Genomic DNA, 14,773 nt, shown 5'->3' on the forward strand with positions numbered 1-14,773 from the left:
TCTTTTTGTTTCTCAAATGTTTGCCCCGAACAAAAAAGATCGTTTTTCAACGATCTTTTGGTTAACTTTGTTCATTGCTTTTCGTTGTTTGCCTGGAAGACCTGATGGGATAAAGGACCTTTTCAAGCGTCAGGGCATTCTTCTCGGTAATTTCAGGCTTCCTCGGAATGGGTTCATATATATCCTCCATGTCATCCCATTCATTCGGCAGGGGAACAGGGGACTCAGGCTGCCAGCAATCGAGCCATTCCTTTGATAGGGGACCTGATATATCATTATTCGTCATTTCAAGCCAGACTCTCGCCCAAGCCCTCGGGACGACGCGCCATATATCATATCCACCGCCGCCCACTGCAATCCACCGTCCTTCACAATACTTATGGGCCATTTCGTGGGCCAGCTTTGGTATTTCCCTATAAATTTTCATGGTGGCTGATAAATGGGTGAGCGGATCGTAATAATGGGAGTCGGCTCCGTTTTGCGTTAATATGACATCCGGTTTGAAGAATTCAATGACTTCTTTAAAGGAAGCCATGTAGCAATCGAGCCATGATTCATCTTCAGTGAACGCATCGACCGGGATGTTGAATGAATAGCCGTAGCCTTTTCCCTGGCCTCGCTCGTTAATATTGCCGGTGCCGGGAAATAAGTAGCGGCCCGTTTCATGGATGGATAGTGTACAAACATCCGGGTCATCATAAAATGACCATTGGACTCCATCACCATGATGTGCATCGGTATCGACATACAAGACACGCGCCCCATATTTTTTTTGCAGGTATTTAATCGCGACCGAACTATCGTTGTAAATGCAAAAGCCCGAGGCTTTTCCGCGGAAACCGTGATGCAGGCCACCGCCAAGATTAAGTGCGTGCAGGGACTGGCCGGTCATGACGGCATCCACAGCCGTTAAGGTACCGCCTACAAGCAATGCACTTGCTTCGTGCATTTTGGGGAAGATGGGGGTATCCTCCGTTCCTAGCCCATAATTCACAGCCTTTTCAGGGGGGAGCTTTCCCTGGCCTGCCAACCTGACAGCGTTTACATAATGGTGATCATGAATCAGTTCCAATTCTGCATCGGTTGCCATTCTGGGCTTGATAATTTGATCATCATTGATTGCATGGTGTTTTTTTAATAAATCAAGCGTGAGTTTAAGCCGTTTTTGATTGAATGGATGCTCATCGTTGAATTTGTAGGTAAGGAGTTCATCCGAATATACGAAAAGGGATGTATCATTCATGTGAAAACCCCGGTAGACTAGGCCATAAAACGGTATAGCCTTCTTTCTTCAAATCCTCCACCACCATAAATGGATTCATCGTCTGTACACGAATTACAAGAATTTTATAGTCGGTTCCATTTTTTTCAGGATAAACGAGGGTGCTCAGGATATTCGTATTGCGCCTTTTGAAAATATGGGCAATATCATGAAGGGAACCTGCCTTATCCGGGATTCTGATTTCGATTTGGGAACCGGGCTGATTGACTCCAGTCAACTCAACGTATGAATGAAGTAAATCAGAACCGGTTATGATTCCCACTAACTTCCTTCCCTTTACGATTGGAAGGCAGCTGATATTGTTATCACAGAAAACAGCCCCGATTTCTTCCACGAAATCCAGCGGGTGCCCTGTGATTATTTCCGTTTTCATGATGCTTGATAGTGGTTTTTGTAAATCATTTTTGTATTCTTCGGTACGGAATATAGAAGGGGCAGCATCCCGAATATCACGGTCGCTGACTAATCCCACAAGTTGAAAGCTGTCATCGACAATGGGGATATGGCGAATTCGCTTCTCCTTGATGATCAAGACAGCGCTATGGATTGTATCGGTTGGAGTGAGGGTGATAATATCCTCATTCATTATTGTTTCAACAATCATTTTCCTTCCTCCTCTTACTCGCCTCTTTAATACATAAACCGATTCATAAAACGCAATTGGTCGAATTTCTGGATGGATTCCGGCGGGACCCTTTTGCCAATACGGGCCATCAGACAGTTGGCCGGGTGGGAACTGATTTCAGGGTCATCTGTTGCAAAGTAGACCAAACCACCGGCACTCATCATTTTTTCCATGACCTTGCGATAGTCCCATATATTCAGACCTGTCCCTTTCAAATCCCAATGCCAATAGTATTCAGTGGTGATGATGATGAAGTCTTCAACCGAATCGTCTTCCATGGAAAGGCGGATTAGGTTTTTCCCGACGGAGGCACCCCGGTATTTAGGGATGACCTCGATTGCACCAAGCTCAATCAGGTCCTCCATCTTGATTTCAGACCAGCGCTCCAAGGGATCGGGATATAAGTAAGTTACATAACCCACGATTGTTTCATTTTCACGGGCGATAAAGATCCTGCCCTCAGGCAAGTCTGCAATCTCTATTAACGCTTTATGCTGCAAAGCAGGCGGGCGAAAGGCGACCAAGTCTTCGTGAAACTCATAAGCTGACATTTTTTCGCCGCTTAACGGCCCCTCGATGATGAGCGTTCCGCTTAATGTCTGCAGTTCCTTAGTGTAAAAGGTCTTACTATATTCCATTCTTTCACCACCCTTGTTATATAGTAATCTTACACTCTCGCATTCCGGAGTATACGAAGCATTGCTTTTAAAAACTGACCGAATGGAAAGCTTACATAAATTATACATGAAAACGAGGGGCATAATTCAGAAAGTTCAAGGCGCTTTTGTTACAGTGCTTCGTCTTTCACGGCCATCATATGGATTCGCCTTAACCATAACAATATACCAGTTGCTTTCAAAATTCACCAAGAAGGGATTTCCCTTATATGGAAGTATTCAATATTTTAAAAATTGAGATAATTCGATTCTTATACTATAATAAAAATATAGAGCCGAATGAAGGGGGAGTTTGTCGTATGAATGTGAAAGCGTTACCAGTAGTGGAAGGTAATTTTAATTTAAAGAATTATGATGAAAAATACAATAAGTTTGACTGGTCTGAGACGGAAAAGGAATTCTCCTGGTCTGAAACCGGTAAAGTGAATCTTGCGTATGAAGCCATTGACCGCCATGTCGAAACATACAAAAAGAATAAAGTGGCCCTTTATTACAAAGACGATAAAAGAAATGAAAAGTATACATTCAAGGAAATGAAAGATTATACGAATCAAGCGGCCAATGTGTTCAAGAACATTGCCAATGTGGAAAAAGGAGATCGTGTTTTCATCTTCATGCCTCGCTCCCCGGAGCTTTATTTTGCATTGTTGGGTGCGATTAAAACGGGAGCGGTCGTAGGGCCGTTGTTCGAAGCCTTCATGGAAGGAGCCATAAGGGACCGTCTTGAAGATAGTGAGGCAAGTGTGATAGTGACGACACCTGAACTTTTGCCGCGTGTCCCGGTGGATGAATTACCCCATTTAAAGCATATTTTCTTGGTGGGGGAAAATATAAAAGAAGAAGGAAATTACCATAACTTCAATAAAAAATTAAAAGAAGCCGACAAAAAATTCGAAATTGAATGGGTGGATCGGAATGACGGTCTGATTCTTCACTACACCTCAGGTTCCACAGGCAAACCAAAAGGAGTGCTGCACGTTCATAATGCGATGATCCAGCATTATCAAACGGCAAGGTGGGTCCTTGATTTGCAGGATGAGGACGTGTATTGGTGCACAGCGGACCCTGGATGGGTGACAGGGACGTCTTACGGGATATTTGGACCTTGGCTGACAGGGACCTCGAATGTCATTGTAGGCGGGCGGTTCAAGCCTGAATCCTGGTACAAGACCTTGGAGGACTTTGGTGTCACGGTATGGTATAGTGCCCCGACTGCCTTCAGGATGCTGATGGGCGCAGGTGACGAAATCGTTAAGCGGTTCGATTTGAGTTCTCTCCGCCATATATTAAGTGTGGGTGAACCGTTGAACCCGGAAGTGGTGCGCTGGGGAATGAAGGTATTCAATCACCGTATCCATGATACATGGTGGATGACGGAGACCGGGGCACAGGTCATCTGCAATTATCCTTGCCTGGAAATCAAACCTGGCTCGATGGGCAAACCGATTCCAGGTGTGAAGGCGGCAATAGTGGATGATCAAGGCAACGAGCTTCCGCCGCATAGAATGGGGAACCTTGCCATCAAGAAAGGCTGGCCTTCGATGATGAAGACCGTCTGGAAGAATGAAGCTAAATATGAATCTTACTTTATGCCAGGTGATTGGTATGTTTCAGGAGATTCCGCATATATGGATGAAGATGGTTATTTCTGGTTCCAAGGCCGTGTTGATGATGTCATCATGACGGCAGGGGAGAGGGTAGGTCCTTTCGAAGTGGAAAGCAAATTGGTCGAGCATCCAGCCGTAGCCGAAGCGGGGGTCATCGGTAAGCCGGATCCGGTTCGGGGGGAAATTATCAAAGCGTTCATCGCACTTCGTGACGGATACGAGGCAAACGATGAATTGATTGAGGAAATTCGTACATTTGTAAAGCATGGTCTAGCAGCACATGCGGCACCTCGTGAAATTGAATTCAGGGATAAACTTCCTAAAACAAGAAGCGGTAAAATCATGCGCCGTGTCTTGAAAGCTTGGGAACTTGATCTGCCAACTGGTGATTTATCATCGATGGAGGACTGAAAACTTAGTCTTACTGATTATTGAGAAGGAAAAGGCATCCATGGTCACTTCCATGGATGCCTTTTTGGGGAGAGTATAAGGAAACAGGCTGTCGGGGTAACCGACAGCCTGTTTTTAGTTCAAGAAAGAGTGTCATTCTTCCTCTTCTTCAGCTTTATCCGTGTCTTGCTCTTTATCATTGACTGTGTCTTGCTCTTTGTCGGTCTCTTGATTTTCCTGATCTGTATTCTCTTTGTTTTGATCTTTATCTTGAGCTGGCTCTTTATTATTATCCGTTTGCGTTTCTTTTTCTGGTTCTTTTTCTTTAACTTTATCTGAACCGTTCTCTTCTTTTGAGTCTGTTTTTTTATCTTCGTTAGCTATTTTATCTTTTCCACGATCATCTTTAGTTTTTGTGGAATCTTCTTTTGAACCGGTCTTTTTAGCGCCGCTTTCAACACGTTGAGAAGGGGCTGATTCTTTGCCGACTATGTCTACGGCCGTTACATAATAGGAACCGCCTGAGCCGACTTTATAAACAAGGCTCTCCCCAGCATTGATGCTCGCCACTTTCTTGCCGTCTTTATAGACACGATAACCGACGACATCTCCTTCATCATGCAAGCCCCATGTAATTTTATCGTTACCGATCGTTATGGATAGGGGATCTGGTGCCTTGCCATTATCATTCAATTTCGCTGTCGCCCCGACGACATTTCCTGATTTTTCGGCTCCAGGAATCACGGAGCCCGGGTCAACGACATATCTCAATCCGATATCTGCAAATGAATCTGGATTCAACATGAACCCGCCGCTTGTGAATTCGCCAGGCGTTTGCGGAAGGGCTGCGTAGCGTTTGCTGCCGACTGATACATATTGTCCATCTATGAAACTATCATCCGCCCTGGATGGAGCATATTTCGCGATGAATAAATCCGATTTGACAAGCCCGGCCTTTTGGCATGAGCTTGAAGGAAGCAGTCCTGAAACGCCACAGAAGGAACGGCTGACAATTCCGCCCGGCATTTCAAAACGCTTATCGGGGTCAATGAGTTTAGGGTCGACTTTATATGCGGCATTGATCAGATCTGCCCAATAATACATATTACGTTTATTATATTCAAGACCATTATAGGTCCCTTGCAAGGATTTCGGTGTATCATATCCCAGCCATGTACCGAATGATACATTGGGATTCGTAGCGACGAACCAAGCGTCCCAATAGTTTTGTGAAGTACCGGTCTTACCTGCCCAATCGCTTGAGAAGGCAAGTCGGTTCCTGACCGAGGACGCCGTCCCGCTGTTTACGACATCACGCATCATATCAAGCGTCAAGTAAGCGGATTGCGGAGAGAAAACATCCACTGGTTTCACTTTATGCTGATAGATGACTTTGCCATCTTTCGAAACGATCTTATCGATCATATAAGCATCGATGAATTCTCCTGAATTGGCAAATGTACCAAATGCATTGACGTTTTCTTCAACGGTTACACCTTTTTCCATCGCACCTAATGACAAGGCAAGATTGGAGTAATCCCCTTTCGTCACGGTGGAGAAGCCCATTTTTTCCAAATACGAAGCGGGGCTCAGGTTGATTATTTTCTTGTAAAAGAGCGCTGCCGGGATATTGTAGGAATTCTTCAGGGCCTCGCGGGCAGTCGATACTCCCGTATAGCTGCCGCCGCCATAGTTTCCTGGACTCCACGGTTTGCCGCCTGTTGGAATGGAGATCGGCACATTAGCCGATACGCTGCCAGGCGAGATCTTGCCTAGCTCGATGCCTGGGCCATATATCACCAGGGGCTTCATCGTTGATCCGTTCGATCGCAATGATGCGGTGGCGTGGTTCGTCTGTTCCCGCTTGAAATCACGGCCGCCTACGAAACTGATGATTTTTCCTGTTTTATTTTCGATGAGAATGGCCCCGGCTTCAACGGGCTCACTCACCGTTTTCATTTCCTTCGTATCTGGATCGACGACTTGTGCCGTTTTATCGTATCCATAATTCGGATAGTTTTTCGTAACTTCCTGCATCTTGTCATAAATCTTTTTATCGATTGTCGTATAAATCTGATAGCCGTTTTGCCGCAGCTTACGATCGGCAAGTGCTAGATATTGAGCTTTTAAATCATCATTCTTTAAATCTTTCTCTTCATATCCATCTTCTTTTGCCAGACTGACAGATAGGATTTCGATGGAGCGTTTTTCGATTTCATAGGTGAGCCATGGATATTTCTCCGACGGCATCTCCGTTTTACCGATAAAGTCTTTTGTAATGTCGTATGCGTTTGCTTTATCATATTCTGCTTTTGTTATGTATCCGTTACTATACATCCGCTTTAAAACGGTTTTCATCCGGTTGATGCCGGGCTCTTGATTTTCCTTCAATTTTCCTTTCTGGGTATATGGTGTATATCCGAAAGGGCTTTGCGGCAATCCAGCGATAAAGGCTGATTGGGGCAGTGTCAGATCTTTGGCCTCCACGCCAAAAATACCTTCAGCGGCGGACTCGACCCCGGCGATGTTACGGCCTGAAGAGTTTCGTCCCAAAGTGGAGACGTTTAAGTACGTTTCCAAAATCTCTTCTTTTTCAAAGAATTTTTCGACCCGGAGCGCAAGCAGGATTTCTTTTGCTTTCCGTTCAAACGATACTTCGTTGGTCAGGACCTGGTTTTTAATGAGCTGCTGTGTTAATGTACTTCCTCCCGATTGGACGGTTGCATTCGAAAATTCCTGGTAAATCGCACGCAGGATGGCTTTCGGGACAACACCGTCATGCTCATAAAAATACTCATCTTCAGTAGCGATGACTGCATTTTTTAGATGCTCGGAAACTTTATCGATGGACACTTCTTCACGCTCAAGGTCACTCTTAAGCTTGCCCAAGTATACTTCATCAGCAAAGTATACCTCAGAGGTCTCTTCATAATTGTAAATGTCTTTTTTCAAATCTTCTTTTGAGCGTACCGGCTCATCATTGACGAGGGCAGCGAAATAGCCGGCTCCGACGCCGCCGGCGAATGAGAATCCTAGAATCCCGACAATAATGAAGATCAGCGTTAAATTCCAAATGACTTGGTATGTAACCCGCGCGTTCTTATGTGTTTTTTCATTTTGAAAAAAACGGGTCAGCTGCTTCCAGACTGTTAGAAATCTATCTTTTTGATTATTATTCATCGTATCATACCCCCTGAAATCACATATATTATAGCATACAACAGGTAGGGGAAAGGGCATCTTTCTTATTTTTCTATAATCTGTAAGGGTATGTTGACAAGGAATCTTATGTATGATAAAAGTTTATTAACAACAATAAAATGATTAAATGATCGCGATGATAGGACCCAGTAGTCAGACTATCCCTGTTTCAGAGAGCCGGTGGTTAGTGGAAATCGGTACAAATAGTATGATGAATTACTTCCTGGAGCATTTGCTGTGAAATGATTAGTAGCAGGAAACGGTTGACGACCGTTATTCGTCTTGAGCGGAGGGCATAGTATGTCCTCAAGTTGGGTGGTACCGCGAATTCATTCGTCCCTTCATATTTATGAAGGGGCGTTTTTGTGTGCTTTTTGCGGTTTTTTTCTAAGATGAGGAGGAATATTAAATGGAATTGCTTAAAGACCTCGAATGGAGAGGGATTATTTATCAACAAACGGATGAAGAGGGGTTTAAGAACCTTTTAGAAAAAGAGAAAATTTCTTTATACTGTGGTGTCGATCCAACTGCGGATAGTATGCATATCGGACATCTATTGCCATTCTTGACATTGCGCCGTTTCCAGCAGCATGGCCATCGTCCCATTGTATTAGTGGGTGGTGCGACTGGACTTATCGGTGATCCAAGCGGTAAAAAAGAGGAACGCCAGCTGCAAACGCTGGAAAAAGTGCTCTATAATGCCGACTGCATAAAAGGGCAGCTATCCCACATCTTTGAATTCGAAGGTGAAAATGGTGCGATCATGGTCAATAACTATGACTGGATAGGTAAAATCGATATGGTCACGTTCTTGCGTGATTACGGGAAATACATCGGCATTAACTACATGCTGGCAAAAGATACGGTTGCTTCCCGCTTGGATACGGGAATTTCCTTTACTGAATTCGCGTACACGATCTTACAAGGAATTGATTTCGGCCATTTATACAGCAATTACAACTGTAAATTGCAAATTGGCGGCAGTGATCAATGGGGCAATATTACGACTGGGCTGGAAATGATCCGGAAATCCAATGATGAGGATGCAAAAGCATTCGGTATGACGATCCCGCTCGTAACGAAAGCGGATGGAACGAAATTCGGTAAAACGGAAGGCGGAGCGATTTGGCTTGATCCTGAAAAGACGACTCCGTATGAATTTTACCAATTCTGGATCAATACAGCCGATGCTGATGTCGTGAAATACCTGAAATTCTTCACATTCCTATCTCGTGAGGTGATTGAAGAGTTAGAGCAATCCGTACAGTCCGAACCGCATTTGCGTAAAGCGCAAAAAGCTTTAGGGGAAGAAATGACCCGTTTGATTCATGGTCAGGAAGCTCTTGACCAGGCAATCAAAATCTCTGCAGCCCTATTCAGCGGAGAGGTGAAGAATTTAAGTGCGGCGGAAATCAAATTGGGCTTCAAAGATGTTCCTAGCTTCAAACGTGAAAGCAAGGAAGATATCGGTTTGGTCGATTTAATCGTTGAAGCGAAAATTTCGCCATCAAAGCGTCAAGCCCGGGAAGATATTCAGAATGGGGCAATCTCCATAAATGGGGAGAAAGTGACTGATCTGCAATATGTAGTGACGGAAGCTTCTAAGATTGAAGGGGAGTTCATCCTGGTTCGTCGCGGCAAAAAGAAATATACATTAGTGAAATGATTGTTCAAGGCCCGGCTGAATTACAGCCGGGCTTTCTCATGCAAGGGTGTTTAGATGCAAAAAAAAACCCCATCCAAGGATGGGGTTTTGAAGTTATTAACGAGAGTAGAACTCAACGATAAGAGCTTCGTTAATTTCAGCAGGCAATTCAGAACGTTCTGGTAAACGAGTGAAAGTACCTTCTAATTTCTCAGCATCAAAAGTAAGGAAATCAGGAACGAAGTTAGTTGCTTCAACTGATTCTTTAATGATTGAGAAGTTACGTGATTTTTCACGAACTGAAATTGTTTGTCCAAGAGACACTTTGTAAGATGGAATGTCTACGCGGCTTCCGTCTACAGTGATGTGACCGTGGTTAACAAGTTGACGTGCTTGACGACGTGTACGAGCTAAACCAAGACGGTAAACTAGGTTATCAAGACGTGATTCAAGAAGAATCATGAAGTTCTCACCATGTACACCTTTAAGTTTGCCAGCGCGGTCGAACATTGTGCGGAATTGACGTTCAGTGATTCCGTACATGTGACGAAGTTTTTGTTTCTCTTGTAGTTGCATTCCGTATTCAGAAATTTTTCTACGTTGGTTAGGACCATGTTGTCCTGGAGCATAAGGGCGTTTTTCTAATTCTTTACCAGTACCTGTTAGGGAAATTCCTAAACGACGGGATAGTTTCCAGCTTGGGCCAGTATAACGAGCCATAGGATGACTCCTCCTTTAAATGTTTTTATTTTGGTAAAATAAAAACCGTGTGAATGTACGATTATGACCATTTTGTTTTCATGTACCTTCGCCCTAGCAGCAGAGGGTTACGAGATACACCTCTGTATTGAGGAACAAAATGAGAACATAAAGGCTGTCACATAGGCTGCAATATTTTACACAAAGAGTATTGTATAATATTTGGCTCAATGAGTCAAGGACAGTTGTGATTAATTAAAAGGCCTAGATAAAGAGAATCGCAGCAGGTAAATTTAAAAACTGCAATTTTTTAGTGAGGTTTTTTCAATGTAAGCGTGATAATGAATACATGGAGAAAAATATCAAATGGGCCGATGAGGCGTTATATATTGTGAAGAATTCAGGAAGGACCGGGTACATGTACATGGGGCCTGTAATGGAAAAGGGAGCAGGCAAGGATTGCCGCTCCCTTTAACTTTATAGATGCCTGGAAAGGATTTCAGCGAACTTCTCCAGTCCTTGCTGATCCATTTCGTCAAAACGGTCCGTGACCGGACTGTCGATATCGAGGACACCGATCAATTTGCCATCCTTCATGAGCGGTATGACAATTTCAGATCTTGATGCCGCATCACAGGCGATATGTCCAGGGAATTGGTAGACATCCTCTATGCGAAGGGTTTTTTCAGTCGCCGCTGAAGTCCCGCAAACGCCCCTGCCCATTGGAATGCGGACACAGGCTGGAAGGCCCTGGAAGGGTCCCAAAATTAATTGGCCTTCTTCGTATAAATAGAAGCCGACCCAGTTAATCTCATCAAGAAACTGATTAAGTAAAGCTGCCGCATTGCTTAAATTGGCTATCCGGTTCGTTTCATCTTCAATTAAGGCAAGAAGCTGCTTTTGGACCAGATCATAGTTATTTTCTTTTTTTCCTTGATACATTTCGACATTAAACAAAAGCGTTCACCTGTCTTCCGCATATTTTTACAGCACTTTCTAATCATGTTGCTTTATTGTTGGGAAATTGTCGAGAACTTACTAAAGGATTCAGGCTCTTCCGTGAAGAAATAGTCCACAAGACTTGTCTCAAAGAAAGCGAGGGATTGCCTGAATGAATCGCCAGACGCCAACGAAACAAGCCATTGTGGAAGCTGCATTGCATTTATTTCATTTAAAAGGCTATCATGCTACATCCATACGGGATATAGCGAATAAAGCCAAAGTGAACGCTGCGAATATTGCCTACTATTTCAAGAATAAGCAGGGGTTGCTGGAATTCTGTTTCACTTCCTATTTAGAAGAGTATATCCTGGTCCTTGAGACGAACATGACACTGCTGGAACTAAAAGGTCCGCAGCATTGCTTGATGAATCTTGTAAAGGATATTCTCGCTTTCCAGAGGGAAAACTTCCTTGCTGCACGGTTCATATATGGGGAATCTTCACTCGATTCCAATTTAAATCGTGAAATTCATTCGACTTATTTTACAAAGGAAAAGTCTTATTTTCAATATATTTTGGAACAGGGGATCAAGAGCAGGAGTTTCCAGCAGGTCTCGGTTCCCATGTATATGCTGCAGTTGAAGGGTTTATTGACGGCCCCTGTCCTGCATACCCATTATGCGATGGATGTGCTTCATGTGTTCCCGCAGGAAGCCTACTACACGAATATATATGCCAATGAAGTCGGACGTTTTTTGCAGGATACCCTTTTCATCGACCTACAGCCACTGTTAGCCGGGCGGAGCTGAAGTGTATACATGAGTTACCTATTGAACCCTTCAATCAGTGCCTGATGGCCCTGACCCAAATCCTTAGCCTGATGTGCATCGGAACCGTAAATAAGCGGAATGCCGAGATCGAAAGCACGCTTTGCAAACCGTTCAGGAGGGTATGGTTCACGGCATAGCGGCTTTACCTGCCCGGCTCCATTATAATCTAGTTCGTACCTTTGTTCTTTGATCATGTCGAGCACCTTGTAAACCCGCTCGTCAAAACTAGAAGCCGGCGGATATCGATGCTGAAATTTATGGACAAGCGTAATATGCCCGATCCGTTTTGGTTTATAAATGCCTAAATCAGTTGTTATTGATTTTTCCAGAGTATCGTAATATTTGGCATACACCGATTCCACTGAACCTAGTTCATTGGAAATCTCACCAAACTCATTTTCGCTGAAATCGATGCAGTGCCAACTGCTTTGATGCTTGATGAAGTGGACGGAAAGTATACTGTCATCAAGGAATTCTCCGATTTCGTCGAGGAATTCTTTTGTTTCTTTTTCATAACCCTCTATAAAGTCAACCTCCAGACCTGTTTTGATCAGGATTTTGTCTTTATGGCGTTCTTTCAGTACGCGGAGCTCTTGAAAGTAATCCAGGAGCAGGGCAGCGTCCATGCCGCTGTCTTTTTCAGGCGTAGGATCTTGAAAATTTCGTGGCAATGGAGCATGTTCCGTAAATGTGATTTCCTTTAATCCTAGTTCGATTCCCCGCGTAATATATTCATCGAATTTATCCGTAGAGCCGTGAGGGCAAAACGGAGTGTGCACATGACCGTCAGCTTTCATGGTCCTTCCCTCCCAAAAAACAGGTATTTGTAGCAATTTTCTACAAAAAAAACATTTTTCTCGTCAAAAATTATTGCTAACATGGTATCATAAAAGCATTAAATTTAACATTTTTAAAATTGATATATAAACGGGCAAGACTGTAAGGATTAGAACAGGGGGCTTACCATGGATTACATAATTGGGGTAATTGTATTAATTTTGATTTTCATCATTTGGGGTTATTTTTTCAAAAAGAGATATTTTAAAGAAATCGATCGACTGGAATCCTGGAAAATAAGCATCATGCACCGCCCCGTGCTGGAAGAGCTTTCTAAAGTCAAACAATTGAACATGACAGGTGAAACAGAGGAAATGTTCGAAAACTGGCGCATTGAATGGGACGCCATCATTACTGATCATATGCCCGAAGTCGAAGAGCTTTTATTCGATGCCGAGGAATTCGTCGATAAATACCGTTTCAGCCGATCAAAAGAAGTACAGCGCAAAATTACAGTCAAGCTGAATGAAATCGAGGAAATGATCAAAAAGATCTTATACGAACTGAATGAACTCGTAGGCAGTGAGGAAAAAAACCGATTGGAAATTGAGGATATCAAGGAATCCTACCGTCAATTGAAGAAATCCCTGCTTGCACACAGGCATAATTACGGGAAAGCTGCTGATAAGCTGGAAAGTACCTTGGATGAAGTATTGCAGATCCTTCAAAAGTATGACGAAGAGACCGTGAATGGCAATTATTTGAATGCGAGGGAGCTTGTTCTATCCATTAAGGAAAAATTGGCGGTTCTGTCGGTTAAAATGGAAATGCTCCCGAAATTATTGGTAGATAGCCAATCCGAGCTGCATTCCCAGCTTCAAGAATTGAAGGATGGTTATGAGGAGATGTCAGGACAGGGGTATCTGTTGAGCCATATCCAATTCGAGCAGGAAATATCCCGGCTTGAGGAAGAGCTGGAACTATATAAAACACAATTGGAAAATGCCGAAACGGAAGCAGTGGATAAAGGCATTAAAGATATGCGCGAAAGCATTGAGGTGCTTTATGACCTTTTGGAAAAAGAAGTACTTTCAAAACAGTATATCTTGAAAAATGATGAAGTTCTCAGGAAAACGATTAGTGACCTTGAATATGAAAACGATAAACTTAAAGTTGAAACCATACATGTTCAACACACATATCATCTGACGGAAAATGAGCTCGATGCACAACGGAAAATGGAAAAGCAGATTGCCCAGATTTCGAAACGCCATCAATTGCTTGTATTGAAAATGGAGGATAATGTGATGGCAAGCTCCCTTATCAGCGAAGAGATGCAGGGGCTGGCTGCACAGTTGAAGGAATTACAGGAAAATCAGAAAGACTTCACCATTAAATTACAGGCTTTACGGAAAGATGAAATGGATGCCAGGGATTCACTGGCTGAATTGAAACGTAAAATGGTCGATACTGGACGATTAATTGCAAAAAGCAATATTCCGGGTCTTCCGGAAGAGTATAAATTGGTGCTATCTGATGCCAAAGAAAGCATGGATGATGTCCAGGGGAAACTTGAAGAAAAGCCGCTTGACATGGCAGCTGTTTATATTTATTTGGAAAAAGCGGTTCAACAGGTGAATAGGGTCCACGAAAAAGCCCAAGAATTAATCGAACATATGTATTTGGCCGAAAAGGTGATCCAATTCGGAAATCGCTATCGAAGCAGTCACGATATGGTTGCCGAGAGCCTTAGGGAAGCCGAGGCGAAATTCCGAAGCTATGAATATCAAGCAGCGTTGGAAACGGCAGCAACGGCCATAGAAAAGGTCGACCCAGGCAGTTTACGAAAAATCGGGGCGAACATAGAAGAAGTCCTTTCCTAAAAACCCGCCAAGGCGGGTTTTTTTCTTTTACCGGATGGACCGTGAATAGACAGGTGGGAAGTTTAAATCATTCTGAGGAATAAAAAGAAGCAATTCTCCTATCATTCATGGACCAGTGTTTTACATTCTCTTTCAAATTCAATTATGTTAATATTAGATGTTGCAACAGCAACATTGAAACTTATATTTAGTAGAGTGACCATCATAGATACAAAA

The 14,773-nt window shown here is 43.4% G+C and carries 11 protein-coding genes and 1 other annotated feature; of the genes, 4 read left to right on the forward strand and 7 right to left on the reverse strand.

Going from position 1 to position 14,773, the window contains the following annotated elements; genetic code table 11:
* Positions 1–61: 61 nt before the first annotated feature.
* The 3 genes from LQ188_RS09980 to LQ188_RS09990 are packed head-to-tail and all read right to left on the reverse strand — an operon-like array spanning position 62 to position 2,545.
* Positions 62–1,243: an acetoin utilization protein AcuC gene (locus LQ188_RS09980; RefSeq protein ID WP_101222958.1), complete on the reverse strand. Its 1,182-nt coding sequence runs from the start codon at positions 1,241–1,243 to the stop codon at positions 62–64.
* A complete protein-coding gene (locus LQ188_RS09985; protein WP_101222957.1) occupies positions 1,236–1,886 on the reverse strand; it encodes an acetoin utilization AcuB family protein in 651 nt (216 codons plus the stop codon). Before LQ188_RS09985 ends, LQ188_RS09980 begins: the two co-directional genes overlap by 8 nt.
* Before the next feature lie 26 nt (positions 1,887–1,912).
* On the reverse strand, positions 1,913–2,545 hold the full coding sequence (locus LQ188_RS09990) for a GNAT family N-acetyltransferase (protein WP_034309235.1): 633 nt from the start codon (positions 2,543–2,545) through the stop codon (positions 1,913–1,915).
* A 338-nt stretch (positions 2,546–2,883) separates the two neighbouring features.
* On the opposite strand from LQ188_RS09990, the gene acsA reads away from it, so the two are divergent.
* Positions 2,884–4,602: an acetate--CoA ligase gene (acsA, locus tag LQ188_RS09995; protein ID WP_101223490.1), complete on the forward strand. Its 1,719-nt coding sequence runs from the start codon at positions 2,884–2,886 to the stop codon at positions 4,600–4,602.
* A 132-nt stretch (positions 4,603–4,734) separates the two neighbouring features.
* On the opposite strand, the gene LQ188_RS10000 is transcribed toward acsA, so the two are convergent.
* Positions 4,735–7,761 (reverse strand): transglycosylase domain-containing protein, encoded by a 3,027-nt coding sequence (locus LQ188_RS10000; protein WP_101222955.1) that lies wholly within the window; start codon positions 7,759–7,761, stop codon positions 4,735–4,737.
* A 148-nt stretch (positions 7,762–7,909) separates the two neighbouring features.
* Positions 7,910–8,126 (forward strand) — a binding site (T-box leader).
* 65 nt (positions 8,127–8,191) lie between these two features.
* Between LQ188_RS10000 and tyrS the strand changes: the two genes are divergently transcribed.
* Positions 8,192–9,448, forward strand: a complete 1,257-nt coding sequence (tyrS, locus tag LQ188_RS10005) for a tyrosine--tRNA ligase (protein ID WP_101222954.1) — start codon at positions 8,192–8,194, stop codon at positions 9,446–9,448.
* A 96-nt stretch (positions 9,449–9,544) separates the two neighbouring features.
* Here the strand turns inward: tyrS and rpsD are convergent, their stop codons facing one another.
* On the reverse strand, positions 9,545–10,147 hold the full coding sequence (rpsD, locus tag LQ188_RS10010) for a 30S ribosomal protein S4 (protein ID WP_034309220.1): 603 nt from the start codon (positions 10,145–10,147) through the stop codon (positions 9,545–9,547).
* A 456-nt stretch (positions 10,148–10,603) separates the two neighbouring features.
* On the reverse strand, positions 10,604–11,083 hold the full coding sequence (locus LQ188_RS10015; RefSeq protein ID WP_230176733.1) for a GAF domain-containing protein: 480 nt from the start codon (positions 11,081–11,083) through the stop codon (positions 10,604–10,606).
* A 154-nt stretch (positions 11,084–11,237) separates the two neighbouring features.
* Between LQ188_RS10015 and refZ the strand changes: the two genes are divergently transcribed.
* Positions 11,238–11,876, forward strand: a complete 639-nt coding sequence (refZ, locus tag LQ188_RS10020) for a forespore capture DNA-binding protein RefZ (protein ID WP_101222952.1) — start codon at positions 11,238–11,240, stop codon at positions 11,874–11,876.
* A 14-nt stretch (positions 11,877–11,890) separates the two neighbouring features.
* On the opposite strand, the gene hisJ is transcribed toward refZ, so the two are convergent.
* Positions 11,891–12,694 carry a histidinol-phosphatase HisJ gene (gene hisJ, locus LQ188_RS10025; protein WP_230176734.1) on the reverse strand — a complete coding sequence of 268 codons (804 nt, stop codon included), beginning with the start codon at positions 12,692–12,694 and terminating at the stop codon, positions 11,891–11,893.
* Between the two features lie 168 nt (positions 12,695–12,862).
* Here hisJ and ezrA point away from each other — a divergent pair, with 168 nt between their 5' ends.
* Positions 12,863–14,557, forward strand: a complete 1,695-nt coding sequence (gene ezrA, locus LQ188_RS10030; protein WP_101222950.1) for a septation ring formation regulator EzrA — start codon at positions 12,863–12,865, stop codon at positions 14,555–14,557.
* Positions 14,558–14,773 lie beyond the last annotated feature (216 nt).

It is taken from the genome of Peribacillus sp. Bi134 (assembly GCF_918698065.1).
Taxonomy (GTDB): Bacteria; Bacillota; Bacilli; order Bacillales; family DSM-1321; genus Peribacillus.

Coding starts and splice junctions, on each gene's coding strand:
- tyrS (WP_101222954.1), top strand. CDS start 8,192: ATGGAATTGCTTAAAGACCTCGAATGGAGAGGGATTATTTATCAACAA.
- acsA (WP_101223490.1), top strand. CDS start 2,884: ATGAATGTGAAAGCGTTACCAGTAGTGGAAGGTAATTTTAATTTAAAG.
- hisJ (WP_230176734.1), bottom strand. CDS start 12,694: ATGAAAGCTGACGGTCATGTGCACACTCCGTTTTGCCCTCACGGCTCT.
- LQ188_RS09980 (WP_101222958.1), bottom strand. CDS start 1,243: ATGAATGATACATCCCTTTTCGTATATTCGGATGAACTCCTTACCTAC.
- LQ188_RS09990 (WP_034309235.1), bottom strand. CDS start 2,545: ATGGAATATAGTAAGACCTTTTACACTAAGGAACTGCAGACATTAAGC.
- refZ (WP_101222952.1), top strand. CDS start 11,238: ATGAATCGCCAGACGCCAACGAAACAAGCCATTGTGGAAGCTGCATTG.
- ezrA (WP_101222950.1), top strand. CDS start 12,863: ATGGATTACATAATTGGGGTAATTGTATTAATTTTGATTTTCATCATT.
- LQ188_RS09985 (WP_101222957.1), bottom strand. CDS start 1,886: ATGATTGTTGAAACAATAATGAATGAGGATATTATCACCCTCACTCCA.
- rpsD (WP_034309220.1), bottom strand. CDS start 10,147: ATGGCTCGTTATACTGGCCCAAGCTGGAAACTATCCCGTCGTTTAGGA.
- LQ188_RS10000 (WP_101222955.1), bottom strand. CDS start 7,761: ATGAATAATAATCAAAAAGATAGATTTCTAACAGTCTGGAAGCAGCTG.